The sequence below is a fragment of the Pirellulales bacterium genome, from assembly GCA_019694435.1.
Taxonomy (GTDB): Bacteria; Planctomycetota; Planctomycetia; order Pirellulales; family JAEUIK01; genus JAIBBZ01.
The window spans coordinates 1-24,740 of sequence record JAIBBZ010000046.1; the positions used below are offsets into that span (position 1 = coordinate 1).

Consider the following 24,740-nt stretch of genomic DNA (forward strand, 5'->3'; position numbering starts at 1 on the left):
GACTTGCAGACCGGTGCGGCCGTATTCAAGCGTGACGCGCATGAATTGTTCGCCGCGCAGAAGGGGGATGCGTGCTGCTGCGGCTGACGAGCGTCAGCCGGATTACTTCTTGCCCGCGCCCTTGGCGCCGGCCGCGGCGGCCTTGCCGGCCGCGGCCTTGCCGGCATCGCCACCCGCCGTCGCTGCGGCGTCGGCGTCTTCCTTGGTCTTCTTCTTTTTCTTCATCGAGAGCTTGTAAACGCGGACCTTGGGCAACCCGATCGGGCTGTCGCCTTCCTTCCAGCGTTCGGCCTCTTGCAGGCGCTGCAGGCGCTCGACGCGCGTCAGTACGCTACGGTTGCTGGTCGCACCCCGGCGAATCCGCAGGCTCTTGTCCATCGACATGGTGTTTCGCTCCTCGGGCAGGGCGGCCCGCGGTTCAATTCGGCGCGGGCCGGGAATCGGTATCGCTATCGCCTTCCGGGGCGGGCAAGACGCCGAGTAGCGGCCGCAGCGCCAGGACGACGATCAGGTCGGGCAAGGGGACTCCGGAGTATAAAGCACACCGCCAGGCCGAACAAGGACGCTTCGGCGGCCCATGAGCAGGGCAAAATCACACCGGAACCGGCGAATTCTCGAGGATCGGCAGCTCGTCGGCCAGCGACGGCTCGCGGTGGACAGGGCCCCCGCTGCGGTGCTCCTCCCACCGCTGCAGAAACACGAAGAACACCGGCACGAAAAAGACCGAGAAGACGGTCGCCGCGATCATGCCGCCGAACACGGCGGTCCCCAATGCCCGCTGGCCGGCGGCGCCCGCACCCTGGGCCACGACCAACGGCACGACGCCCAGAATGAACGCGAACGAAGTCATCAAGATCGGCCGCAGGCGCTGGACGGAGGCCGCAACGGCCGCTGCAAGAATCGCCTGGCCACTCTCGCGCTTCGCCCGGGCAAACTCCACGATCAGGATGGCGTTCTTACTGGCCAACGCCACGATCAGCACCATGCCGATCTGGGTGTAGACGTTATTGTCGAGCCCCGCAATGGCCACGGCCGCGATCGAACCGAGCAGGCCCAGCGGTACGACCAGAATCACCGAGACGGGAGCCCACCAGCTTTCGTATTGCGCGGCCAGCACCAGATAAACCAACAGCATCGCCATGCCGAGGATGACGAGCGATTCGCCGCTGACGCGTTGTTCCTGGTAGGCCATGCCGGTCCATTCGAAACCCATCGCCGGCGGCAGATCGCGCTGGGAGATCTGTTCCATCAACCGCAGGGCGTCGCCCGAACTGTAGCCCGGCGCCGGTTCGCCGGTGATCGCCGCCGACGGATACATGTTGTAGCGATTGATGATCTGCGGACCGACGCGCCGTTCGATCGACGCCAATGTGCCCAGCGGCAACATCTCGCCGCGCGCGTTGCGCACCTCGAGCCGCGAGATATCCTCGGGGTTCGTGCGGTATTTGGGCTCGGCCTGCACGCGCACCTGAAAGGTGCGACCGAACTTGTTGAAATCGTTCACGTAGGCCGAACCCAGATTGGCCTGCAGCGTCGAGAACACTGCGTCGAGCGACACGCCCAGCGATTTGACCTTGGTCCGATCGATATCGACCAGCAGTTGCGGGACGCCCGGACGGTACGAAGTGTTCATGGCGGTCAGCGCCGTTTGGCCATTGGCCGAATCGATCACCTGCTGGGCCACGAGCCCAAGCTCCTGCAGGCCGGCGTCACCGCGGTCTTCGAGCTGCAATTGAAAGCCCGTGCGCACGCCCAAACCGCGAATGGCCGGCGGGGCCGAGGGCATAATTCGGGCCTCTTGAATCGCGCCGAACTTGCGGCGCAGATTGTCGAGCACATCGTCGAGCGTATGCCCGGCCCGCAAGCGTTCGTCCCAGGGGTCGAGCGTGACGAACAGCGTGCCCACGTTGGGCGCGCTGCTCTGGTCGATGAAGGACATGCCGCCGATCGTGTTCCAATCGTTTACGCCCGGCGTGTCGGCCAATACGCCGTCGATCTTGCGCATCACCTCCTTCGTGCGCGTCTGCGATGCCGCATCGGGCAACTGCACGCTGACGATCAGGTATCCCTGATCCTCGACGGGCAAGAAGCCGGTCGGCAGACGGCCATACCACCAGCCGGTCAAGGCCAGCAGCGCGGCGAACACGGCCAGGACCGGCCACGAGTGCCGCAGCACAAACTCGACCGCGCGGCCGTATGCCCGTTCCACCAGCCCGTAAACGGCGTTGAAGGCCCGGAAAAACCACCACCGTCGGCCTTGCACCGGGCGCAGCCACAGCGCGCACTGGGCCGGCTTGAGCGTCAGCGCGTTGATAGCGCTGATCAAAGCCGTGGCGGCGATGGTCAGGGCGAATTGTCGATAAAGCTGGCCGGTGATGCCACCCAAGAAGGCGCTGGGCAGGAACACGGCCATCAACACCAACGTGATGCCGATGATCGGCGCGATCACCTCGGGCATCGCGCGGATGGTCGCGCGCTTGGGCTCCTCGCCGCGCTCGATATGATGCGCGGCGTTCTCGACGATCACGATCGCGTCGTCGACGACGATGCCGATCGCCAGGATCAGGCCGAACAACGTCAGGATATTCACCGTGAAACCGATCACCGCCATGGCCGCGAAGGCGCCGATGATGGTCACCGGCACCGTCGTCGCGGGAATCAGCACGGCCCGCCAATCCTGCAGAAATACCAGGATCACGACGAGCACCAAGGCGCCGGCCTCGCCCAGTGTCCAGTAGACGTCGTGGATCGACGCCTCGACGAACCGCGACGTGTCCAGCGAGACGACGTAGGTCATACCGGGCGGAAAGCTCTTGGCCATCCGGTCCATGGCCTGCTTGACGTCGCGGGCCACGTCGAGCGCGTTGGCTCCGGGCAGTTGATAGACGCCCAGATTGGCCGTCGGCTTGCCGCGCTTCAGGTTGAACTGGTCGTAAGACTGCGCGCCGAGTTCGACCCGGGCCACGTCGCGCAAGCGCGTGACGGCACCGTCGGCGCCGGTCTTGAGAATGATATCGGCGAACTGCTCCGCCTCTTCCAGCCGCCCCAGCACGCTGACGGTGTATTGAAACTGCGTGGCCGAGTTGAGCGGCGGTTGGCCAATCTGTCCGGCCGCGACTTGCACGTTTTGCTCGCGCACCACGCGCATCACGTCGTCGGTCGTCAATTGGCGGCTGCGCAGGCGTTCAGGATCGATCCAGATCCGCATGCTGTAAACGCCGGTGCCGAACACGTTCACGTCGCCCACGCCGCGCACGCGGCTCAGCTCATCGCGCACGGCCAGGTTGGCATAGTTCGCCAGAAACAGGCTGTCATAGTCGTCGTTGGGCGAGGTGAGCGACAACAGCAGGATGATATTGGTCGCCTGCTTGCGAATATTGATGCCCTGCCGCTGCACGTCCTCAGGCAAGAACCGCAGTGCCGAGGCGACGCGGTTCTGCACCAGGATTTGCGCGTCGTCGAGGTTCGTGCCGATCTCGAAGGTGACCGTCAGCGAGTAGGTGCCGTCGCTCGACGAGGTCGACGACATGTAGAGCATGTTCTCGACGCCGTTGATCTGCTGCTCGAGCGGCGCCGCGACGGTGTTGGCCACCACCTGCGCGTTGGCGCCGGGATAGGTGGCGCTCACGCGGACCGTGGGGGGCGTAATCGGCGGGTATTGCTCGACCGGCAGCCGCGCCAACGCTACGCCGCCCAAAACCATCGTCACAATGGCGATGACGTTCGCGAAGACCGGGCGTTCGATGAAGAAGCGGGAAAACATGCCGACGATTACCGGTGAGTCGCTTGCACCGCCTCGGGAGCGTGGACCGCGGCCTGGGCCGAGGCGGTGCTGGCCGCCTGGGACTTACTCCCCTCGCGCACCGGATCGACGGTCGTGCCCGGGCGGGCGCGTTGCAGGCCGTTTACGACGACCCATTCCCCTTCCTTCACGCCTTCGCTGACCACGCGCAGCCCCTGCTGCAAGGGCCCGAGCCGCACGGGACGCTGCTGGACGACGTTTCGGCCTTCGACGACGAGCACGTAGTCGCCGCGTTGATCGGTGCCGATCGCGCGGTCTTCCACCAGCAGCCGTGGCTGCGGTGCGCCCACCGCCGCGCGGATCCGTACGAACATGCCCGGCGTCATGCGCAGGTCGGGATTGGGAAACACGCCGCGCCGCAAAGTCGTACCGGTCGCCGGATCGATGCCGAGCTGTCGAAAGTCGAGCACGCCGCGATGGGGATAATCGTCCTCGTCGGCCAGCGCCAGCTCGAGCTCGGGCGGCTGCTTCTCAGGGTCGGGCAGCCGGTTCTCGCGGCGCAGTTGCATGAATCGCAACAGTTCGAGTTCGCTGACGCTGAAATATGCGTGGATCGGATCGATGTTTTCGATCACGGCCAGCACCGTCTGGTCCTGTAGAACCAGGTTGCCCACGTCGACCATGTGCCGGCCGATGCGGCCCGAGAGCGGCGCGCGAATCTCGGTGTATTGCAGGTTCAGCTCGGCCTCGGTCAGCGCAGCCGCAGCCGCGCGGCGCTCGGCTTCGGTGCGCGCCAACTCGGCCCGGTCCAAGTCAAGCTGTTCGCGCGTCACGGCGTCGGCGCGGGCCAATTCGTTCGAACGGGCCAGATTGGCGTTGGCCAGTTGCACGGCGGCGTCAGACTTGGCCAGATTGGCCCGGGCCACTTCCAACTCGGCCCGGAACGGAGCCTGCTCGACGACGAACAGCAGTTCGCCTTGTTTGACCTGTGTTCCGTCTTCGAACTCGATCTTTTCCAGATAGCCGCGCACGCGGGCCCGCAGTTCGACGGTTTGCTGTGCACGCGTTGTGCCCGTGAACTCGACCCACTCGGTCACGTCGCGGATGACGGGCTGGCTGACCGTCACCTTGGGGGGAGGCGGGGGAACGAACTCATTGCGCCCCCGGCAGCCGGCCAAACTCGATCCGGCGCCCAAGCACAACAAGACCGCTGCTACTTGCTGGCGGGGGAACGATGCCATGAAGTTTGCCTGATTTCGATGCCGCAGCGGCGCTCACGGGGAATGATAGGCAGCCGCCTTCCCGAGGCCATCGACGTAGCGTCTCTAGGGCTCGTGGAAAGTTGGGGTGGGATGCGCTCGTCGGCGCTGAAACGGCTCGCCTCATCCAAGCTTAGTCCATACCCCGGCCTGCCGGGAATGCTGCTCAACCAGCGCTGGCTCGCGAAATCATGCTGGCGACGTCCTGCGACACGGTTCGCCGTGTTACGAACCCCTAGTTCGGCGGACGATTCGTTGAACCGTCGGCGGCGGCGTTCGACGAGCGATCTTCGCCCGAGTCGTCGTTCGGTTCGGCGGGTGCGCCTTCCTGGTTCTCCCCTCCGTCGCCGGACTTCGGCTTGAGTTTCAGCACCCCGCCGCCGGTGTCGTCCGAAGACGCACCGCCGCTGCCCGGATCGATCAGCAGATAACCGGCCCAGAAGAATGGATGCTCGGCCGTGGGCGGATCTTTCATGCCGGCTGCGTTGACGCGCGGCTCGGAAGGCGGATCGATCTTCGTCGACATCGCCAGGAGCACGCTCCGCTGCCAGGCCTTGGCCGCGTCGCCGGCCGGCAGCTCGCGCAAGAACTCGCGCATCAGGTCGAAGCTCGTCTGACCACCGACGCGCCAACGGCTGATGAGCACCGTGCGCGTGCCCGACGCCAGGAGACCGCAGGTGGCAAGGAACAGTTCGCGTCCGGGCACATCGGTGCTGCCTTTTTTCACGCCCGACTCGGCGGCGCTGTGAAATCCTGGCAAAAGCACCTCGTCCGGCGCACCCCCGGGCAAAGCGATCCAAGACGACAGCGAACCGCTTTGCGGCTGCTTGTCGAACTGCACTGGCCGCCATGCCAACAGGTCGTCCGCCGGCAATTGAATGTCGTCGAACACGAGCAGCCGCGAGAACAGCGAGCTATACGTCGCCGACGGCGCGGGCAGCGGCATCGGCAAGATCCCGACGCCAGGCAGGTCTTCGGCCAGTTGCTGCGCCCAGTTCTTGGCCACCTCGGGTTCGTCCCGGGGATACAATCGACCCGCGACGATCGCCGTCGCCGCCGAAGGGCGGCGTCCACGTCCATCGGGCACGCACGCCGAAGCAAAGGGCGCGTAGCGCACCCGGCATTTGGAGAGCAAGGGCACCAACTTGCCGTCCGCGTCGGTGATCGGCAGCGCCTCGAACGGTACGTACCACAGCGCCCCGTCAGGCACGATCACGACCTCGTCCGCCGCGGCGAACAGATTGTCGCCGCCCCCCTTGGTGAGCATCTTGAGCAGCTCGGCGGCCGATTTCTTCCAGGCATCACTGGCCAGCGCCTCACGATCGAGAGGGCGGTTGGCGTCGACCTGGCCCAGGTCGTGCAGCACCTTGACGAGCTGCTTGTGAACGCCCGCCGCCTGCGCGATTTGCCAGTTGGCATACTTGCCGTCGGTATAGGCGAAGACGTAATAGCTCTTGCCGCTGAAGTAGAAATCGAGGAGCACGGTCTTTTCCGGCAGCTTCGATTCGATCTCTTCGGCGGTGTGCCGCGCGGGGAAGGTGATCTTGCTCGCTTCCCGGCTGAGAGACATTTCGCGAAGCAATACCTCTTGTCGCGCGCTGATCGACTCCAGCTCTTTCAACCCCGCGACCAGCTTGTGTTGTTCCTCGTCGTCGTCGGGCACCAGCGGCAACTGCCCGAGCTGCCCGCGCAATTGCTCGACCTGCTTGGCCAGCGCCTCGTAGTCGGGAAACCGGCTCAACAGCGCCTGCCGATCGAGCGTCGCTTGCTGGTCCAAGCGATCGCTCGGTGTTTCGAGCAGCCAGCGAATCGCCAACAGCCGGCCGCCAAACGGCAGGGCGGTGAAGAACCGCTCGCGGCGTTCGAGATCGGCCACTTCGAGCGCCACCTCGTGTGCCTTGCGCTCGAGCGCCGCGCGGAACCAGTTCCCGTAGCTGGACGCATGTGGCGTGAGTGCAAACGTAATCGCTTCGAGCGGCTGCTGGCTCCAGTCGAGCGCCGACGGGTCGCGTAGCAGTTGCGCATAGTATTCAACCGCATTGCGCGGGGCGATATTGCCGCTGCCATACAAGCGATCCACGAGCCGCAAATGGAAATTCCACAGCGAACCCTTGGATTGGAAGGTCATCGCGGCGGCCAGGCTCTGTTCGCCGGCCGACACCTGCTGCTGTTGAAAGGCGTTGACAGCCGAGAGGTAATTGAACCGCGCCCCCAGCCGCGAATTCTGCAGGCTCCGCTCCGGCGAGATCAGGTTGCGCACGTCGGCCAGCGTTTGCTGGCAGGGGGCAGCCTGGCGCTGAGCCGCCAACGATTCGGCGATGCACAACGCTACGCTGGCCGCCAGGGCCCGCTGATTCTGCTGGCGCGACCAGCCGCGCGCCGACTCGAGCACCGGCCACAGACCGTCGCGATTCGCGACGAGATGGTTCGTGGTACCCCAGCGGACGATTTCCTCGAACAGGCCCGGGTCGCCGAATTGCACGGCCGCGTACGTCGCTTCGCGGAAGTAATTGTCAGCAACTTCGTAGTTGGCCTCGCTCATGGCCATCCGGCCCAGCTCGAACAGGGCCACGGCCGTGAACGGGTGGTCGTACTCACCCAGCGCGATCAGGCCGCGCTCGAGCACGGGCTTGGCCTGCGTGTCCTTGCCGCCGGCCAGGTAGGCCACGCCTAACATCACGTCGGCCCAGGTCTCGGTCCAGTGGTTCGGTTGGACGGGTCTGCGCGCCAAGGTGGCGATCAGGTCCCTGGTCACCTGCTGTTGCGCACAGGTGGGCCCGCCCAATTCGCGGTAGCGCCGCATGGCGAGGATCGTGCAACGCACGATTTCGTTGGCGTGCAGCCCCAGCAGCAGCGGCATCTTCACGACGCCGCCTTGACGCAGCACCTGCGATTGGTCGACCTGACCCTGGAAGATCTGCACCGTGTCGGGAAACGCGCCGGGCCGTGCCTTGCGGGCCGACTTGCCCCAGGGAACCGTCTTGAGCGTAGTCTGAGGATTGATACCTGGCGGGAACTGCACCTGCAGCAACCAGTCGGGAAAGCTGAGATAGAGCTTCAGCGCCGATTCGTACTGTTCGAGTGCCTGGTCCATTTGGCCAAGCTGGTAGTAGCACTCGCCGACCATCGTGTGGTAGCAGATCGAGTCGATCCACCGGGTCGGCATCTTGATCCCGCGGCTTCCTTCGCGGCGAAAGGCATCGAGCGCGGCCGCGTAATCGCCGTCGTAATAGGCCGGGAACACCGCCTCGTAAGTGATCTGCGGATACGACCGATCGCCCAGCACCTGGGCCGGCGCCGTGTGGCAGCAGCAGAGCCCGACCAGCGCCACCACCAGCAAAGCGACGGGCGCCAAGGGCGCCGCGTTGCGGAACCGTCGGAACCTGGTGAACATCGACGGCCTCTTCGTGTTCGATCCCGGGGACGCAGCGTCTCGGTGCCACAAACCCTCGACAGCGCAGGGCGCCCGGACGGCACGAGACCTCGATAGCACGCGTCTCGATTCAGGATACCGCTGGCGGCGGACCGCGGCAAAAGACCGTCGCCCGGGGCCGGTCTTTCCCTTGCGCCACGGGCCGGTTGGAGCGGTCGGAGCAATTATCACAAGTTTGCCGGTTGGGTGGCCGATAACGGGTGGTGAATAACTCCCGAGACCCGTCTTCGGGACGAGGTTCCCTCGCGGCTTGCCGTGCCAGCAGGAGTACGATCGATGAAGCGTTCGCTGGGGTTAAGGAACTCCGCTCGCACCTGGGCCTTGGCCGCCTGTGCCGCCAGCACTTTGGGCATGACAGGTTGCCAGGTGGACGTCGGCGGCCAGACGTTGCCGAGCCCCTACTATCTCAAGGACGACGTCCAGTACTTCGCGCCCGGTCCCGAATTCAAGTTGCAGCGCGAGGCCACGGCCATAAAGGCGGCCAAGGCGGCGCGGCAGGCCCAACAGCTCGAAGCCCCGAACCGCTAGCAAGCTGGCGCGGCCAACTCGCCTTGGGCTCGAGCGTGCCCCCTCGGTAAGATTCGCGCCGCAGCAACCGTGTCGCTGCAGTCCTAGCAGGCTCGGGCAGCCGGGAGTTTGACGAGCAAGATTCCAGCGGCCTGCGCCGCGGCGCCGAAGAAACTTGCTAGTCGCCGCACGTCGACGAGTCGAATCTGCCCCAGGTGGCTGAGATGCCGGAAGTCCAAGTTCCCAGCGAACTCGAGCACTGGGCCAATGTCGTGCTCGTGTGGATCGGCTTCGGCACTCTGGTCGGCCTGGCGGCCAAGGCCATCATGCCTGGCCGCGATCCCGGCGGTGCCGTCACGACCTTGTTGATGGGCATCGGCGGCAGCGTGATCGGCTCGGGCGTGATGACCTACTTCTGGGAAGGCCAACACGTCACGCCCTTGTCGCCCCTGGGCTTCGCCGTGGCAGTCGGCGGTTCATTCTTGCTGCTGTTCTTTTACCGCTTGCTGGCGGGCCACGTGATCAGCGAAGGCGTCGACGGACGCAGCTATGTCCGACCACGGCGCAGGGTGCGGCGCTATCGCGACGCCGACGTGCTGATCGACGAGTGATCGCCGCTACGGGGCGAGGGCCTCGCGGTGCTCAGCCCGCGGCCACGATCGACCGGCCGTGCATCCATTGCACCGCGGCGCGCTTCAATCGCAGAACCTGGGCCTTGGCCGTCACCGCGAAATGACAGTAGCTGTGTGATTCCGCGAGCCGGGTCTGCCAATGGCGCTTGTACTCGAGCGAACCGGGCCCGAGGTCCAGCGTGTGGTCGCCTCGTTGGAAACTGTCTTCGATCACCCGGGCCATCAGCAACTTGCCGGCGCCATGCTGCGCGACGCTGGCGTCGTAGCCGACGCGCAGGGCGAACACGTTGCCCGCGTAGTGATAGCCATACAGAAAGGCCGCGGGGCGTCCGCCCACGTACAACAAGTTCAGATCGAGGGCGCCGACGTGGGCGGCCGTCAGGTGCATGTCGCGAAGATACTCGCGGCTTTCACCGTGGCTGAGCGTCGTGCCGTCGATGCTCGCGCCTTGCCAGCTCGCGGCGGCCAGTTGCTCGCAGGTTTCGTACAGGTCCCACCGCGGGTCGCCCCCGCCCGCCGCGGTGCTCTCCGGCCGGTAGCGGACAAAGGTCAGCTCGCCGCCGGTCTCGCGCAGGCGGCGCTCGTTTTGCGGTAGCTTCCGGCGCCACTGCCGGTCGCGGCTGGCCAGGTACTCCTCCCAGGTGCCTTGAAGCTCGACCAGCGGCACCTCGCTCCATACGCGATCGGACGACTGCAGCCCCGCGGAACGCATGGCGTTGGGGGTGCGGCCGTAGTCGACGCCGTCGCGGTGCACCCAGCGCAGGTCGAGCAAATCCCAGTCGCGCGCCGTTTCTTGCAAGTGTCTCAAGCCGAGCATCAGGGTGGCTGTCGGCTGGGGGCCAATCGGGCCATAGAAGCTGCCCCAATCGGCTAACGGATAGGTACAGACCCGGACTTTGCCCACCCGCGTCTGCTCCGTGCGAATCACCAGCGGCAGGATCCCCAGTGGCTGGTCCCCTTCGTAGGCCACGATCACGCGGAGCCGGGTTTCGGAGTCGGCGTGCTTCAGGGTCGTCTGCAGCCATTCGAGCGATTGGAAGAACGACGCCCCGCGGGTCTGCCCAAGCAGCCGCTTCCAGGTCAGATGCAAGCGAACCAGGTCCTCGAGACGGTTGAACTCCACGACGCTGGTCGCCGGCAGGCTGGAGTGGGAAAGCTTCATCGTCGTAGCTCGCTCGGGTGGCGATGGCCCCCAGTCTGCTAGCAGGGGGCCGTATGAATCGCATCGAGCAAGGCCGGTGCCACTGGCGGCTGGCCCCCCACCAGAAACACAAAATCTTTCACAGAAAGAGGTTACAAGAATCGACCCAAGTCACCGAAAGGTTGCCCGACGGCAACATCGTGGCCATTGGTCAACTCGAGGCTGGCGTTTTTGCCACGCGGGCCTGCGCCGGGGGAGAAAACTGACGAAACCCACAGAGGCACCGCGGGGTTAGATTGCAGAGACCTGTCACGGAGCAGCGTCCTCGTCTGCGGAACCCTCCAGAGAATTGCCATGGCTCGGGCTACTTTGTTTGTAGGGGTCGTATGGGTTGCCTGTGGCACCCTGGCCGTGCCTGCTGCGATGCAGGCCGCGGAATGGAAAACCTCGGGCGTCGCCGCCGACGTCGCCCCGCCGCTGCCGATCGAAACGCCGCTCAACCCGGCCGAGGCCGCGGCACGCGTCGATCAATTGCTGTCCTCGGAGCTGCACTCGGCCGACACGGCGCTTACCAAGCAGGCTGACGACGAGACGTTTCTTCGCCGCGCCACGCTCGACCTGATCGGCGAGCTGCCCACCCCGGAATCGGTGACCGCGTTCGTCCTCGACAATTCACCCGACAAACGCACCGCGCTCGTCGAGCATCTGCTGGCCGATCGACTCTATGGACAGAACTGGGCCCGCTATTGGCGCGACGTGATGCTCTATCGCCGGAGCGACGATCGAGCGCTGATTTCCAGCGTCGCGGCCGTCAACTGGCTGACCGAGCAATTCAATGCCAACACGCGTTGGGATCAAATCGCCCGCGAATTGATCACCGCCGAAGGCAACCTGCTCGAAGCAGGCGACACGGTGCTGATTGCCTCGCAATGGGGACAGATCCCCGAGACGGCGGCCGAGGTATCGCGCGTACTAATGGGCATTCAAATCCAGTGCGCCAACTGCCACAACCATCCGACCGACCGCTGGAACCGCCAGCAATTCCACGAGCTGGCCGCTTTCTTCCCGCGAATCGCCGTGCGCCGCGCGCCGGACGATGGCGGTCGCCGCACGTTCGAAGTGGCCTCGCTGAAGACGCCGAAGCGGCCGGCCGCCAAGAACAACCCGAAGGCCAAGGCCAAGAAGGGCCCGCCGGACCGTGAGCATTACATGCCCGATCTCGAAGATCCTTCGGCCAAGGGCACGTTGATGACCCCGAAGTTCTTCGTCAACGGCCAGACGCTGCCCCTGGGCTCGGACGACCTCGATCGCCGCGCCCAATTGGCCGCGTGGATCACGGCCCGAGAGAACCCGTGGTTTGCCAAGGCGATCGTCAATCGCCTGTGGGCCGAGCTTGTCGGCGAGGGGTTTTACGAGCCGGTCGACGACCTGGGTCCCGATCGCCAGGCCTCGGCGCCGCAGACCATCGACTTCCTGGCCGGGCAGTTCGTCGCGCACGACTACGACGTCAAGTGGCTGCTGGCGACGATCGCTTCGACGAGCGCCTATCAGCGCGAAAGCCGAACCCGTCGCGAGCCGGACGAGACGCCCTTTGTGGCCAACTGTCCGCAGCGGCTGCGCGCCGACCAGTTGTTCAACGTGCTGAGCTCCGCGTTGGAGCTGCCCGATCGCCCGGAGCGCGCAGGCCGGCCGGCGGCGTTGGCACAAGCGGCCCAGAACGGCGGCCGGTTGCAGATGATCTCTTTGTTCGGTTTCGACCCGAGCGATCCGCGTGACGAAGTGACCGGCGCGATCGACCAGGCGTTGTTGCTGATGAACTCGCCCCTGCTGCACACGGCGATCGGCGGCCGCAACAGCCGCACTATGCTCGGCAAACTGCTCGCCGAAAACGACGACAACGAGATGGTTGTCGTCGAACTCTATCTGCGCTGCCTGGCACGTGAGCCGCAGGACGACGAATTGCGCACCTGCCTGGCCCATATCCGCAAGTCGCCGAGTCGGGCCGAGGGCTGCGAAGACGTCCTCTGGGCACTGATCAATTCGACCGAATTCCTGTACCGCAACTAATCGTTAGGCCGGGGCCGCGCTGGGGCGGCCGCCAGCCCTGACCTTCGAGGATCGTCATGAGACACTTGCTGCATCGTCGCGCGAACGTGAGCCTGAAACAGGGCCAGGTGCTGGGCCGCCGCGATTTTCTCCGCGGTGTCTCGTTGGCCGGACTGGCGGCGGGCACGCTGAGCTGGACCGACCTGATGGCTGTCCATGCCCGCGAGCTGCGGTCGCGTAACAAGGCCTGCATCCTGCTGTGGATGCAAGGCGGGCCCAGCCCGTTCGAGACCTTCAACCCGCTACCGGACCACGAAAACGGCGGCGAGACCAAGGCAATCGACACCGCTGTGCCGGGCATCCAGATTGCCGACAACTTCCCACACGTCGCCCAGGTGATGGACGACGTCGCGCTGGTGCGTTCGATGACGACCAAGGAAGGCAATCACCAACGGGCCAGCTTTCTGCTGCACACGGGCTACGCACCCACGGCGAGCGTCAAACATCCGACGCTGGGGTCGATCGCCTCGCGTGAGCTGGGCGACGACGCCTGCGATCTGCCGGCGTTTGTCCGGATCGGCAAGCAGTTTCGCAACACCGGCGGCGGCGGTTTGCTGGGCTCGGAATACGACCCGTTCGTCATGGCGACCGCGGCTCAATTGCCGAGCAACACCAAGCTGACGACCGACGAAGCGCGCTTCCAGCGCCGGCTGGGACTGCTCGAACGGCTCGAAGGCGACCACGTCACGCGCGAAGTCAGCGACCATCGCAAGCTGTACGAGCAGACGGCGCGGATGGTGACCAGCCGAGACATGCGGGCCTTCGATCTCGCCGAAGAACCGGACAAGGTGCGCGAGGCTTACGGTGAGGGCGACTTTGCTGCGGGTTGCCTGATGGCGCGACGCTTGATCGAATCGGGGGTCACGTTCGTCGAGGTCTCGGCCGGTAGCTGGGACACGCACGACGACAACTTCAATCGCGTGCGCAAGCTGGCCGGCGAGGTCGATCAGCCCTTTGCCCAGCTCGTGCGCGATTTGAAGCAGCGCTCGCTGCTGGACGACGTGCTTGTCGTCTGGATGGGTGAGTTCGGCCGGACACCCAAGATCAATCCGCGCGGCGGCCGCGACCACTATCCCAAGGCGTTTAACGTGGCGCTGGCCGGCGGCGGCATCCGTGGCGGTCAGGTGATCGGCAAGACGGACCCGTCGGGGGCCGAAGTGGCCGACCGGCCGGTGACGGTGCAAGACCTGCTACAGACGGTCTGCCAGTCGTTGAAGATCGACGCCGCCAAGGAAAACATGAGTTCGATCGGGCGGCCCATCAAGGTCGTCGACGGCGGGGCGCCGATCAGCGAGCTGTTTGCCTAGCGTGCACGGCTGGTAGCCAAGCGCGTGACGGTTCGCCGCGTCGTCAGGGGCTTTGTCGTCAGGGGCTTTGTCGTCAGGGGGTCTCTTCTGTCGGCTCTGCGACGGCGGCGGGCTTCTTGGCCCGAGACACGCGCGGCTTCTTTTTCGGATCTTCCAGCGCTTTGAGCGGTTCGGCGAGCGTGATTTCGATCTCGTCGCCGATGACCTTGCCCGGTTCGACCTGCCGGCCGATCACGCGGATCGCATCGCCCGGGCGCGCGAGCGTGAAGTCCGACATCTCCACCGTGATCTTGACCTCGGGCGCCAGCTCGGCCTTGATCTGCTTTCCGTCCGCGGCCACGGTGAGCTTGCCGCTCTTCAGCGTCTTGAGCTGACCGGCCACGACGGCCGGCGCGTTGCGATCTCCCGATGGATCGAGCATGACGCCCACCTCGTAGCCATCGGTCGGGAGAAACAACTGCAACTCTTCGACCGGTTGCCGGGCCGTGTTGCGATTCAACGGGCCGCTGAAGCGGACGTACATCCCCGGCCGGAGAAACTCGACCAGCGCCTCGCCGGACAGCTTGACCCGCGTCCGCCCTACGTCGACTTTGATGAGTACCGGCTGCTTGGCGGCGTCGGTCATTTCGATCAGCGCCGAGTTCTGCCCCGGGCCAGGCCGCCAGCCGGTGATTGCGCCACCCACCTGGACCGGTTGCAGCTCGCGCGCGGGGCGTTCATCCTGCGCAAAGGCCGCAGACGCCATCGTCAGCAGCGCGGCGACTGCGAACCACTGGATTCGACGGTCCCTCATGATGGGTGCCTCCCGGTTCTCTGATTGATCGCTGGTCAGTCCGTCGAGCACTCCGCCGAGGGCTCCAGAATAGCCGCCCGCTTTGTGGCATACTATCAGGTGCCGGCCGGGTTTGCCCGCGGCATGGATTGCACTCGTTTGGCCTTCGACCGGCCGCTCTGCGAAAGCCCCCATGACGAACGACGCCCATCGCGTGACCGTGCCCAAGTTCGTCGCCATGAAGGCGGCCGGGCACAAGATCACCATGCTGACCGCGTACGACTTTGTCACGGCGCGGCTGCTGGACGAATCTGGAATCGAAGCAATTCTGGTCGGCGACAGTATGTCGATGGTCGTCCAGGGGCACGGAAACACCTTGCCGGTCACGCTTGACGAGATGATCTATCACGCCGAGATGGTCGGCCGGGCCGTCAATCGGGCATTGGTGGTGGTGGACATGCCCTTTCCCAGCTTTCATTTGGGGATACACCGGGCGATCGAAAGCGCCGGCCGCATCCTCAAAGAGACGCGCTGCCAGGCCGTCAAGCTGGAAGGCGGGGCCGACCAGGCCGACGTGATCGCCGCCTTGGCGCGGGCCGGCATTCCCGTGATGGCCCATGTTGGTCTACGGCCGCAAAATGTCCTGCAACTGGGCGGACACAAGGTCCAGCGCGACGAAGACGTGCTGATGGCGGACGCCAAGGCCGCGGCCGAAGCCGGCGCGTTTGCCATCGTGCTCGAGTGCATTCCGGCGGAGATCGCCCACAAGGTGACCGCGGCGGTCGACGTGCCGACGATCGGCATCGGCGCCGGTCCGGGCTGCGATGGCCAGGTGCTGGTGATTCACGACCTGCTCGGACTGACGACCGGCTATTTGCCGCGATTCGTCAAGGCCTACGCCGATCTGCACGGCGTGATTTCCGGTGCCGTCGCACAGTTTCGCGACGACGTGCGTCGGGGCGAATTTCCCGGTCCCGAGCATTGCTATAAATAATTGCCGCCTGTTCGCACGTGCCCGGCGGCGCTGGCCATCCGCCGTGGCAGTGGCGCCTTCTCCGGGCGACAGCACGGGGCTCGTATCGGTACTCGCGGGATTGGAGGACGGTCGTCATGCCGAATCGCCTGGCCGCGGAGTCGAGCCCTTACCTGCTGCAGCACGCCGAGAACCCCGTCGACTGGTATCCCTGGGGCGACGAGGCCTTTGTCCGTGCACGGGCCGAAGACCGGCCGATCTTTCTGTCGATCGGCTATTCGGCGTGCCACTGGTGCCACGTGATGGAGCACGAGAGCTTCGAGAACGCCGAGATTGCCCGGCTCCTCAACGAGAACTTCGTCTCGATCAAGGTCGATCGCGAAGAGCGCCCCGACGTCGACGCGATTTACATGACGGCCGTGCAATTGATCACCGGGCGTGGTGGCTGGCCGATGTCGGTGTTTCTGACGCACGACAAGCAGCCCTTCTATGGCGGCACCTATTGGCCACCGCACCCCAAGCACGGGATGCCCGGCTTCGACCAGGTGCTGAATGCGGTCTTGGACGCCTGGCGCAATCGCCGCGCGCAGGCCATCGACCAGGCCGGCCAATTGACCGCCCACGTCCAAAAAGCCGGTACGCTGGCGGCGACGCCGCAAGCGCTGCCCAGCGACCCTGTCTCCCCGGCGGCCGCGCAGCTCGAGCGCGCCTTCGACACGCGCAACGGCGGCTTCGGCGGCGCGCCCAAGTTTCCACATCCCATGGACCTGCGGGTCCTGCTGCGGGCCTGGTACCGGACACAACGTCCCGAGTACCTGCGGATGGTCACGCACACGCTGGAAAAGATGTCGCACGGCGGCATCTACGACCATCTCGGCGGAGGCTTTCATCGATACGCGGTCGACGAAATGTGGCTGGTGCCTCACTTCGAAAAGATGCTTTACGACAACGCCCTGTTGACGGTCGCCTGTCTCGAAACGCATCAGGCAACCGGCAAGCCGAGCCATGCCGCCGTGGCCCGCGAAACGCTGGAATACGTCCTGCGCGAAATGACCCATCAAGCGGGAGGCTTCTCGAGCACGCAAGACGCCGACAGCGAGGGCGAAGAGGGCAAGTACTATGTCTGGACGCCGCAGGAGGTCGAACAGGTGCTCGGTCCCGAGCGAGCCAAGACGTTCTGCTACGTCTACGACGTCTCGCCGGGCGGGAATTTCGAAGGGCACAACATCCTCAATCTGCCCAAGACGCTGCCGCAATGCGCGGCGATCCTCAACCGGCCGCTTGCCGAGCTGACGGCCGAACTGGCCGCAGCCCGGGCCGAGCTGCTCCGGGTGCGCGAGCGCCGCGTCCCGCCGGCGCTCGACGACAAGGTGATCGTGGCGTGGAACGGTTTGATGATCGAGGCATTCGCCCTGGGCGGCGCGGTGCTCGACGAACCGCGCTACACCGAGGTCGCGGCCAACGCCGCGAGTTTCGTGCTGCAGCAGATGCGGCGCGCTGATGGGCGAGTGTTGCACACCTGGAGAGCAGGCGCGGCACGGATCGACGCTTACCTCGACGATTATGCCTGCCTCGCGAGCGCGCTGGTGACGCTCTACGAAACCACCTTCGACGAGCGCTGGCTGACCGAGGCGGTGGCGTTGTGCGACATCGTGCTGGCGCAGTTTGGCGATGGGAACGAGCCGGGGTTCTTCTACACGGCCCAGGATCACGAGCCGCTCATCAGTCGCCAAAAGGACGTCATTGACAGTTCGGTGCCCAGCGGCAACGCCGTCGCGGTGACCGTGCTCGTGCGGCTGGGCAAGCTGTTAGGCCGCGATGATTACCTCACGGCGGCCGAGCGCACGCTCGCCGGGTGCGCGCGCCTCATGGAACAATCGTCGACCGCCATGGGCCAGATGCTGTTGGCCGCCGATCTCTTGGTCGGACCGACGCCCGAGATCGTCCTCGTGGGCCATCGCGACGGCGCCGACGTGCGTGCGGCGGTGCGCGATTTCTGGTCGCACTTCGTGGCCTCGCGCGTGCTGGCCCTGCGCGAGCCCCAAGCGACCGCCGGCGGGCTGCTGGCCTCCACTTTCGCGGGCAAAGAGTCCGCGGGCGCGGAACCGACGGTCTATCTCTGCCAGAACTTTGCCTGCGACGCGCCGGTGTCGGGGCTCGAGGCAGTCTTGGCAACCTGGCGCAAATTGTCGCGGCGTGCGGATTAATGGTCGCTGGGGAGCCGCCTGTACCTGCCGCACAAGGCCGCGGCGCTTTGCAATCGCGACGCGGCGCTTTACCATCGTCAGGGCGCGGTGACCGCGCGACCATTCCCCTTACGGAGGAGCTGATCCAATGTTGCGACGACTGCTGGTGATGACCCTGTTCGCGGCGTTCATGGCTTTGACCACCACTTTGCTCGCGCCGGCGAGCCCCGTAGGCGTGAATCCTTCGGCGGCCGTTCAACGGGTCGCCTGGCGTCCGTATTACGCGCGCCCGCGGTTCTATCGCCCGCGAGTGTTCCGGCCGTTACCGATCATCCCGCGGCCGGTTGTGGTCGTGCCCGCGCCGGTCCCCGTGTTCGTTCCGCGTCCCTTATACCCGGTCTACATCTGGTAGCGCATGGTGGTGACTGCGGTCGAGCGAAGTGAGCAGCCCGCTGCGGCGACGACGCCGGGCGAGACCATCGCCCCCTGGCAGGCGATGCTCGTGCTCGTCGCGCTGACCCTGGCCGTGTTTCACCACGTAGGCAGCCACGGTTTTGTCTTTGACGACCTGATCAACATCCAGTCAAACGACCAACTCAACTGGGCGGGTCTGGGCCGTTTCTGGCGTGAGCCCTACGCCAGCATGTACATCCCGGTGACCTACAGCTTTTGGGTCGCCGAGGCCGAAGCGGCACGCACGTTGCGTCCTACCGCGAGCAATTTGCAGCTCGACCCCGGCCTGTTTCACTTTGCCAATCTGGCGCTGCATGTGGCCGTGGCGGTGTTGGTGTTCGTCTGGCTGCGCACGTTGCGGCTGAACAGCCTCGCTGCGGTTGCCGGTGCGTTGCTCTTTGCGGTGCACCCGTTGCAGACGGAGACGGTCAACTGGGTCACCGAAACCAAGGGGACGCTGGCCGCCCTGTTCGGCTGCGGCGCCCTGCTCGTGTTCGGACAATCGCTCGCGGCCAAGCCCGCCAAGCGCTGGCCCCTGTTCGGCGCTGCCACACTGCTCTTGGCGCTGGCGCTGCTGTCCAAGCCTTCGGCAGCGGCGATTCCGCTGATCGCGCTGGCCGTTGAATGGGGATTTCAGCAGCGCCCATTGCGCCGGTTGGCTTTGCCGCTGGCGATTTGGGCGGCGCTCGTCGTGCTCGTCGCCTGGTGGGCCGCGAGCGAACAAGAGGCCTCGGCCTTGCGCAATCTGGCGGCTCCGGCGTGGCGGCCGCTGGTGGCGGCCGATGCCGTCAGCTTCTATCTGCAAAAACTCGTCTCGCCCTTTGCCTACTGCCTGGACTACGGGCGCACGCCGGCCTGGCTCGTGAAACAGCCGGCCATCTATTTCACCTGGGTCCTGCCCGTGGCGCTGGCCGCCGTGCTCGCCGCGCTGCCTCGCCAACGCACCTGGCTGACCGCGCTCGCCGTGTTCGTCGCAGGACTCGCACCGACGCTGGGATTGATTCCGTTCGCGTTCCAGGAGATCTCGACCGTCGCGGACCGCTATGCCTATCTGGCCATGTTGGGACCCGCGCTGGCCGTGGCCGCAATCCTGACCTACTACGATCGGCGGCCGGTCTTGTTCGGCGTCTTTGGCTTGCTGCTGGTGTTCGGGTTCATCGCTAACCGAGCGAGCGAGCACTGGCAGAACCAGGCGACCGTGTTCAACCGGGCCCTGGCCGTGAATCCGCGCAGCGTGATGGGCAACCTGGCGATCGGCAACCTGCTGGTTTCGGTGGGCAAATTCGACGAGGGCCTGGCCCATTTTCGTCGCGGGCTCGAGTCCGACCCGCAACACCCCGGCCTGATCGGCAACCTGGGCATCGCGCTGGAAGGCGCGGGCCAGTACGAAGAAGCCTCGGAGGTCTTGCACAAGGCGTTGAAGCTACGGCCCGACAATCACCTGGCACACATCGGCCTGGGCCGCATCTACCAACGGGCCGGCGATCAGGCGCATGCTATCGAGTCGTTCGAGCGGGCCATCGAGCTGAATGATTCTGTCCCCGAGGCGCACGTGTTCCTCGCCCAGGCGCTGGCCGACAGCGGCGCGACCGGCCCGGCGATCGAGCAATTCGAGCGGGCCTTGCAAATGCATCCTCAATGGATGCCGGCGGCTGCCGAGTTGATGTGGCTGTGGTCCACCTCGAATGACGCCAAGCTGCGCAATGGCCCGGCCGCCGTGAAACTCGGCGAGTCGATTCGTGCAGGTCTTGAAACCAAGTCTGCGGCGCCACAGGACAGGCCCGATGCGCTGTTCTTCGACGCGCTGGCGGCCAGCTACGCGGAAACCAACCAGTACATGTTGGCCGTGCAGGTGGGCAGCAAGTTGGTCGAGGAATTGCAGCTGCTCGCGGCGAAAGACGCAGCGTGGAACGATTACCTGGCCGGCGTCAGCGAGCGTTTGAATCTTTACCATCATGGCCAGCCGGTGCGGAACGTTCCTCCGGGGCACCGCCTGAAGATTCCGGGGCGCTAAATCGCCGCTGCGCTCGACGCAGGCCTGGTGCGGCCCGAACGTTCGGCGAGCGATGCCCAGGCCGGCGCAGCCCAAACGCAAACCAGCGGCATGACCGGGTGGCGCAGGCGGTGATAGCCGACGGGTCCTCCAGACAGGACCAGCAGGTAGCCAGTCACGAGCAGCACCTGGCCACCGGCCAGCGTGAAGAACCGCGAGCGTTGCAGCACCAGCCCCGCCAGCGCCGCGAGATAAAGGCCCGCCAGCGCGCTTGCAGCCAGCGCGTGCAGGATCAGGCGCAGCGGGCGCGGCAGGCGTTGGCCGCCAAGCGATGCGATCAGCGCGCCGCTGCCCGGATCGATCAAGGTGGCGACGAGCCCCTGGCCGTATTGCTCGATGAAGGTGCCCGGCGCCGATTCCAGGATCTCGCGTGCGGCTTTCCGCATCCAGCGATAGCGTGCCCCCTGCGACCAGACGCGCTGTTCGGGATGCGCAGCGACGTACGCCTCGCGCGATGCCAGGCCCCATTCGCGCTGCACGTCGCGCAGATCGCGACGGTGCTGCTTGGCATATACCCCGGCCGCGTGCCAGAAATAGGCGTTGACGTCGCTCACCGCCGAGAACGCGCGATAGTCGGCCACGTCGGCGTTGCGCTGCGCCCAAAGCCCGGCCGGCACGATACCGCCGATCAGGCACAGGGACATGATCGGCTTGGAACACGTCTTGAACCATGTCGCGGGGAGCTGACGCAACCACGGACGCGAGCGCAACGCCACGACGACCCAGATCACGAGCGGCAAGAACACGGCGATCGGCCGCACGAACGCCGCGGCGACCAGCAGCGCAAAACCCACGCACAAGGCACCGCCATGGCCGCGGCGGAGTCCGGCCGCGAGGGCCACGAGCGCGGCAAGCAAGACAAACGCAAACAAGGTCTCCGAGAGCAGTTTGCCTGCATAGAGCACGCCGAGCGGTTCCACACTCGCCAAGGCCGCGGCGGTCAATGCGACGCGTTCGGCCAGCTGTAATTCCTTGGCCAGCAGGTAGACCAGGGCCACGCTCAGGCCGCCCAGCATTACTTGCAGCACCAGGCTCGTCGCTTCGATGCGACCGACCGCCGCGCCCAAGGCAAGCAGCAACGGGTAGCCCGGTGTGCGCAAGACTTCTGGCTCGTCGCCCCGCGAAAACTCGCCTTTCAGCGCCAGCGATCGCGCCGTTTCGAGATACGCGGCCGAATCGGGCTCGATCCAAGGACGGCCGCCGTTGGAAGCAAGCAGCGAGGCGAGCAGCACCGCCATCCTGAGCACCATCGCGGCCAATACGAGCGACCACAGGCTCGCGGAACCCGCCGCAGGGTCGGCGGCAGCGCGCGATCGGACAAGCGTGCTCACGGCGTGCTCACGGCGTGGTCGCGGGCGGCGCATCGGCCGCCGGCGCAGGTTCTGATTTCGACGGGGGCTCAGACGCCGGCGCGGTAGAAGCTTGTTCCGGTGCGGGCATTTCCGGAGCCTCGGGCAGTTCGGCCGGCGACGTGTCGAGATCGGGAGGCGGCAGCGTCGGATCAATCTGCGGTATGCCCTCCGGCTGACTTTCGGGCTCCGCGCCGCCAGCCAGCGAAATGGGCTCTCGCACCTGGCGACCCGTGATGTACAGCTCCAGCCGGCGTTGGAACCGCGCCTTGCCCTCGGCCAAGCCCAGGCTATCACACATTGCCACGGCGCGGCGGGCCAGGTCGATCGCGTCCGAGAACTTGCCCGCTTCGGCATACGCCGCGGCCAGCGTGTCGACGTACTCGAGGAAATCGGGCGGTTGCTGCTGCAGGTACAGGTCGAACACCTGTTTCGCCCACATCACGGCTTCTTCGCCGTTGCGATATTGCTCGTCCTCGCAGGTCGCCAAGATCCAAGCCAGGTTGTTCGCCGCCGACGGCCAACGTGCAAAATGATCTTTCTCAGCCAAGGCCGCGCGGTACCCGGCAAGGGCCTCGGCGATCCGGCCATTCGAGGATTGGATCAGTGCCAACTGATAGAGCGAACCGGGATGATTCGGGCGAGCGGCAAGCACCTCGCGGAAACAGGCCTCGGCTTCGGCCGGATTGTTGAGCGACCAGTAGGCGATCCCCAGGCCGTAGCGCGACTCGAGATGCGAAGGCTGCACGCCGAGCGATCCCTTGAATCGCGCCTCGGCTTCGGCGTATCGCTGCTGAGTCAGCAGCAGGTTTCCCAGCGTGCATAGCGTCTCGAATTCGTCCGGGGCAATCTGCAGGATCGCTTGCAGTTCTTCTTCCGCGGCGGCGGTTTGGCCTTCGGCCGACAGCAATTCGCTCAAGCGCCGATGGCCGGCGATCAGCAGGGCCCGGGCCTCGGCCAGCTGCGGATTGACTTGCAGCGCCTTCTGGGCGTTATCGATCGAACGGTAGATGGCCTCACGATCCTGTTCCGGAAACCGCGAATTGGCCATCGCCAGGCCCAAATAGGCCGCGGCCGAGCCGGGGCGTAGCGACAGCGCCGTCTCGAAGCTGGCCAGCGCGCCCTGGGTATCGCCATTGTGCAGCAGCGCATGGCCCAGATGCAGATGCGTCTCGGCGCGGTGCGGATCGAACTTCAATGCCCGACGAAACGCCGCAATCGCATCGTGGCCGCGGATCGAGCCAGACAACGATTGCCCGTAACCGTCGAGCGCCGCGACTTCGTCGGGGGCAAGCTTCAATGCCGCCGCAAAAACAGACTCGGCCGCGGCCTTGTCTCCGGCCGCCAGGCTCAATGAACCGCGCTCGACCATCGCGGCCACAAAATTGGGATCGCGCTCGAGCGCCTCGGTCAGCGCCGACTGGGCCGTGACCGTCTCGCCTTGGGCCGATGCCGCACGGGCCCGCAACAGCGACGCCAGAGGACTGCGGGGATTCTGTCGTTCGAGACGCGCGGCCAGCGACGCATCGCTCGTCCAGCTGCTCGCCTCGACATGACTGGTGACCAGCAAGATACCCGCCAAGACCGCGGCCAGCGCATAGCCGCCGGACCGTTCGCAAAGACTCAATGCACCGGCCAAGGCCATGGCCGGTCCCAGGAGCGCCCAGACGGTTACGGGTGCGGTCAATCCGGCTTCGACCATCCCAGGCCAAACGCCCGCCGCGGGAAGCAGGGCCACGATGAGCAGGCCACAAGCCGTGAGGGTGCGATCGACCCGGCCCAACCAGGCACTGGCAATCAGGATCACAGCGACGCTCAACGCGCCGATGCTCAGCCAGGGCCAGGCGGCGAACACTTCGGTCCAACTGACTGTCGCAACGGCAGGGCGCGGCAGGGCAAAGCGAATCTGCACGAGCGCCATGCCCCCCAGAAACAGCCACAGCACCAGCAAGGCCCAGCGCATCGGGACCGGCGCCTTGCGCTCGCGCGGTCGCACCCAGCCCCAATCGATCACCCAGGCGAACAGCGGAGTGAGCAACGCAAGCGGATCGGCCAGCAATGCCAATGCATAAAACAGCGTTGCGGCCAGATAACCCAGCGGCTGCACCGAGCTATTGCGTCGGCCGGCTTGGGGAGTGTCAACACGGGAGGTGGCCAACGTGAAATACAGAGCCAGCGCCGCCAGCCCCAACAAGAGCCCCAGCATCTGCGGCGCTTGCGAGACCCACGCGACCGGCTCGACCTGCCAAGGATGGACAGCAAAGACGATGGCCGCGGCAGTCGCCGCTGCGACGTGCCTGGTCACACGGTAAAAGATCCAAAACGCCAGCCAAGCGCACAGTGCCGCCAGCACGAGCTGGGCCTGATGAAACTGCCGTGAAGAGGGCGCGATCCATTTCGGCGCGGCGGGGACCGGTGCCGAGGCGCCGGGCGGCGCTGGTGCGGCGCTGGCCGATCCAGGCGACAACAAAGCCCACCATGACACGGCGACCGGCAGATAACGGCTCTGAACCGGCTCGCTCCAAATCCGGTCGAACGACCGGGTTTGGACCAAGGCCGAATCGAGCACGCGTTCGCCATCGCGCCACGATAGGAAACCCGCGCCGGAGACCGGCCAGAATGCGGCCAGCGTGGCTGCGACCACCAGTAAGCCGGCCAACAGGACGGCTACGCCCCGCGCAGCTCCCGATACGGCCGCGGACGATGCGGTGGGGGGAGCAGTTGCCTGCGTCGCCAAGCTCACTCGATGCGCTTTCCCGGCGCGCGGCGCCTAACGAGGGGACGAACACCGAGGCGAATCCTCGGAGTCCTCCATCGTAGTCGCTTC

The 24,740-nt window shown here is 65.7% G+C and carries 17 protein-coding genes; 9 read left to right on the forward strand and 8 right to left on the reverse strand.

The window, feature by feature from the left end; all coding sequences use genetic code 11:
* Window positions 1-102 precede the first annotated feature (102 nt).
* From K1X74_21460 to K1X74_21475, 4 genes are all read right to left on the reverse strand, one after another.
* Window positions 103-384 (reverse strand): small basic protein, encoded by a 282-nt coding sequence (locus K1X74_21460; GenBank protein MBX7168919.1) that lies wholly within the window; start codon window positions 382-384, stop codon window positions 103-105.
* Window positions 385-592: 208 nt separating this feature from the next.
* Window positions 593-3,763, reverse strand: coding sequence for a multidrug efflux RND transporter permease subunit (locus K1X74_21465; GenBank protein MBX7168920.1), 3,171 nt, complete (start codon window positions 3,761-3,763; stop codon window positions 593-595).
* Between the two features lie 8 nt (window positions 3,764-3,771).
* Complete coding sequence (locus K1X74_21470; GenBank protein MBX7168921.1) at window positions 3,772-4,983, reverse strand: efflux RND transporter periplasmic adaptor subunit; 1,212 nt, start codon at window positions 4,981-4,983, stop codon at window positions 3,772-3,774.
* Between the two features lie 253 nt (window positions 4,984-5,236).
* Window positions 5,237-8,395: a CHAT domain-containing protein gene (locus K1X74_21475; protein ID MBX7168922.1), complete on the reverse strand. Its 3,159-nt coding sequence runs from the start codon at window positions 8,393-8,395 to the stop codon at window positions 5,237-5,239.
* A gap of 315 nt (window positions 8,396-8,710) precedes the next feature.
* On the opposite strand from K1X74_21475, the gene K1X74_21480 reads away from it, so the two are divergent.
* Window positions 8,711-8,962 (forward strand): hypothetical protein, encoded by a 252-nt coding sequence (locus tag K1X74_21480; GenBank protein ID MBX7168923.1) that lies wholly within the window; start codon window positions 8,711-8,713, stop codon window positions 8,960-8,962.
* Between the two features lie 203 nt (window positions 8,963-9,165).
* Entirely contained in the window at window positions 9,166-9,552 is a 387-nt protein-coding gene (locus K1X74_21485) for a GlsB/YeaQ/YmgE family stress response membrane protein (GenBank protein ID MBX7168924.1), read from the forward strand.
* A gap of 31 nt (window positions 9,553-9,583) precedes the next feature.
* On the opposite strand, the gene K1X74_21490 is transcribed toward K1X74_21485, so the two are convergent.
* Window positions 9,584-10,735: a GNAT family N-acetyltransferase gene (locus K1X74_21490; protein ID MBX7168925.1), complete on the reverse strand. Its 1,152-nt coding sequence runs from the start codon at window positions 10,733-10,735 to the stop codon at window positions 9,584-9,586.
* Between the two features lie 53 nt (window positions 10,736-10,788).
* On the opposite strand from K1X74_21490, the gene K1X74_21495 reads away from it, so the two are divergent.
* The 3 genes from K1X74_21495 to K1X74_21505 all read left to right on the forward strand — a co-directional run bounded on the left by K1X74_21495 (window position 10,789) and on the right by K1X74_21505 (window position 14,127).
* Window positions 10,789-10,980: a hypothetical protein gene (locus K1X74_21495; protein MBX7168926.1), complete on the forward strand. Its 192-nt coding sequence runs from the start codon at window positions 10,789-10,791 to the stop codon at window positions 10,978-10,980.
* An 88-nt stretch (window positions 10,981-11,068) separates the two neighbouring features.
* Complete coding sequence (locus K1X74_21500) at window positions 11,069-12,781, forward strand: DUF1549 and DUF1553 domain-containing protein (protein ID MBX7168927.1); 1,713 nt, start codon at window positions 11,069-11,071, stop codon at window positions 12,779-12,781.
* A 56-nt stretch (window positions 12,782-12,837) separates the two neighbouring features.
* Entirely contained in the window at window positions 12,838-14,127 is a 1,290-nt protein-coding gene (locus K1X74_21505; GenBank protein MBX7168928.1) for a DUF1501 domain-containing protein, read from the forward strand.
* A 73-nt stretch (window positions 14,128-14,200) separates the two neighbouring features.
* On the opposite strand, the gene K1X74_21510 is transcribed toward K1X74_21505, so the two are convergent.
* Complete coding sequence (locus tag K1X74_21510; protein ID MBX7168929.1) at window positions 14,201-14,920, reverse strand: hypothetical protein; 720 nt, start codon at window positions 14,918-14,920, stop codon at window positions 14,201-14,203.
* Window positions 14,921-15,092: 172 nt separating this feature from the next.
* Between K1X74_21510 and panB the strand changes: the two genes are divergently transcribed.
* From panB to K1X74_21530, 4 genes are all read left to right on the forward strand, one after another.
* Window positions 15,093-15,893: a 3-methyl-2-oxobutanoate hydroxymethyltransferase gene (gene panB / locus K1X74_21515; GenBank protein MBX7168930.1), complete on the forward strand. Its 801-nt coding sequence runs from the start codon at window positions 15,093-15,095 to the stop codon at window positions 15,891-15,893.
* Between the two features lie 116 nt (window positions 15,894-16,009).
* The gene (locus K1X74_21520; protein ID MBX7168931.1) at window positions 16,010-18,079 is read left to right on the forward strand and encodes a thioredoxin domain-containing protein; all 2,070 of its coding nucleotides are present in this window, start codon (window positions 16,010-16,012) and stop codon (window positions 18,077-18,079) included.
* A 127-nt stretch (window positions 18,080-18,206) separates the two neighbouring features.
* Window positions 18,207-18,470, forward strand: coding sequence for a hypothetical protein (locus K1X74_21525; GenBank protein ID MBX7168932.1), 264 nt, complete (start codon window positions 18,207-18,209; stop codon window positions 18,468-18,470).
* A gap of 3 nt (window positions 18,471-18,473) precedes the next feature.
* Complete coding sequence (locus K1X74_21530; GenBank protein MBX7168933.1) at window positions 18,474-20,525, forward strand: tetratricopeptide repeat protein; 2,052 nt, start codon at window positions 18,474-18,476, stop codon at window positions 20,523-20,525.
* Here K1X74_21530 and K1X74_21535 read toward each other — a convergent pair.
* Both K1X74_21535 and K1X74_21540 read right to left on the reverse strand, forming a co-directional pair.
* Window positions 20,522-21,895 (reverse strand): glycosyltransferase family 39 protein, encoded by a 1,374-nt coding sequence (locus K1X74_21535; protein MBX7168934.1) that lies wholly within the window; start codon window positions 21,893-21,895, stop codon window positions 20,522-20,524. The two genes, K1X74_21530 and K1X74_21535, sit on opposite strands and share 4 nt — an antisense overlap.
* Window positions 21,896-21,902: 7 nt before the next feature.
* On the reverse strand, window positions 21,903-24,572 hold the full coding sequence (locus tag K1X74_21540) for a tetratricopeptide repeat protein (protein ID MBX7168935.1): 2,670 nt from the start codon (window positions 24,570-24,572) through the stop codon (window positions 21,903-21,905).
* Window positions 24,573-24,740: the final 168 nt, after the last annotated feature.

What these genes read in the sequence shown, in the direction of transcription:
- K1X74_21460 (MBX7168919.1), bottom strand. Translation starts at nt 384, where the DNA reads ATGTCGATGGACAAGAGCCTGCGGATTCGCCGGGGTGCGACCAGCAAC.
- K1X74_21465 (MBX7168920.1), bottom strand. Translation starts at nt 3,763, where the DNA reads ATGTTTTCCCGCTTCTTCATCGAACGCCCGGTCTTCGCGAACGTCATC.
- K1X74_21470 (MBX7168921.1), bottom strand. Translation starts at nt 4,983, where the DNA reads ATGGCATCGTTCCCCCGCCAGCAAGTAGCAGCGGTCTTGTTGTGCTTG.
- K1X74_21475 (MBX7168922.1), bottom strand. Translation starts at nt 8,395, where the DNA reads ATGTTCACCAGGTTCCGACGGTTCCGCAACGCGGCGCCCTTGGCGCCC.
- K1X74_21480 (MBX7168923.1), top strand. Translation starts at nt 8,711, where the DNA reads ATGAAGCGTTCGCTGGGGTTAAGGAACTCCGCTCGCACCTGGGCCTTG.
- K1X74_21485 (MBX7168924.1), top strand. Translation starts at nt 9,166, where the DNA reads ATGCCGGAAGTCCAAGTTCCCAGCGAACTCGAGCACTGGGCCAATGTC.
- K1X74_21490 (MBX7168925.1), bottom strand. Translation starts at nt 10,735, where the DNA reads ATGAAGCTTTCCCACTCCAGCCTGCCGGCGACCAGCGTCGTGGAGTTC.
- K1X74_21495 (MBX7168926.1), top strand. Translation starts at nt 10,789, where the DNA reads ATGAATCGCATCGAGCAAGGCCGGTGCCACTGGCGGCTGGCCCCCCAC.
- K1X74_21500 (MBX7168927.1), top strand. Translation starts at nt 11,069, where the DNA reads ATGGCTCGGGCTACTTTGTTTGTAGGGGTCGTATGGGTTGCCTGTGGC.
- K1X74_21505 (MBX7168928.1), top strand. Translation starts at nt 12,838, where the DNA reads ATGAGACACTTGCTGCATCGTCGCGCGAACGTGAGCCTGAAACAGGGC.
- K1X74_21510 (MBX7168929.1), bottom strand. Translation starts at nt 14,920, where the DNA reads ATGAGGGACCGTCGAATCCAGTGGTTCGCAGTCGCCGCGCTGCTGACG.
- panB (MBX7168930.1), top strand. Translation starts at nt 15,093, where the DNA reads ATGACGAACGACGCCCATCGCGTGACCGTGCCCAAGTTCGTCGCCATG.
- K1X74_21520 (MBX7168931.1), top strand. Translation starts at nt 16,010, where the DNA reads ATGCCGAATCGCCTGGCCGCGGAGTCGAGCCCTTACCTGCTGCAGCAC.
- K1X74_21525 (MBX7168932.1), top strand. Translation starts at nt 18,207, where the DNA reads ATGTTGCGACGACTGCTGGTGATGACCCTGTTCGCGGCGTTCATGGCT.
- K1X74_21530 (MBX7168933.1), top strand. Translation starts at nt 18,474, where the DNA reads ATGGTGGTGACTGCGGTCGAGCGAAGTGAGCAGCCCGCTGCGGCGACG.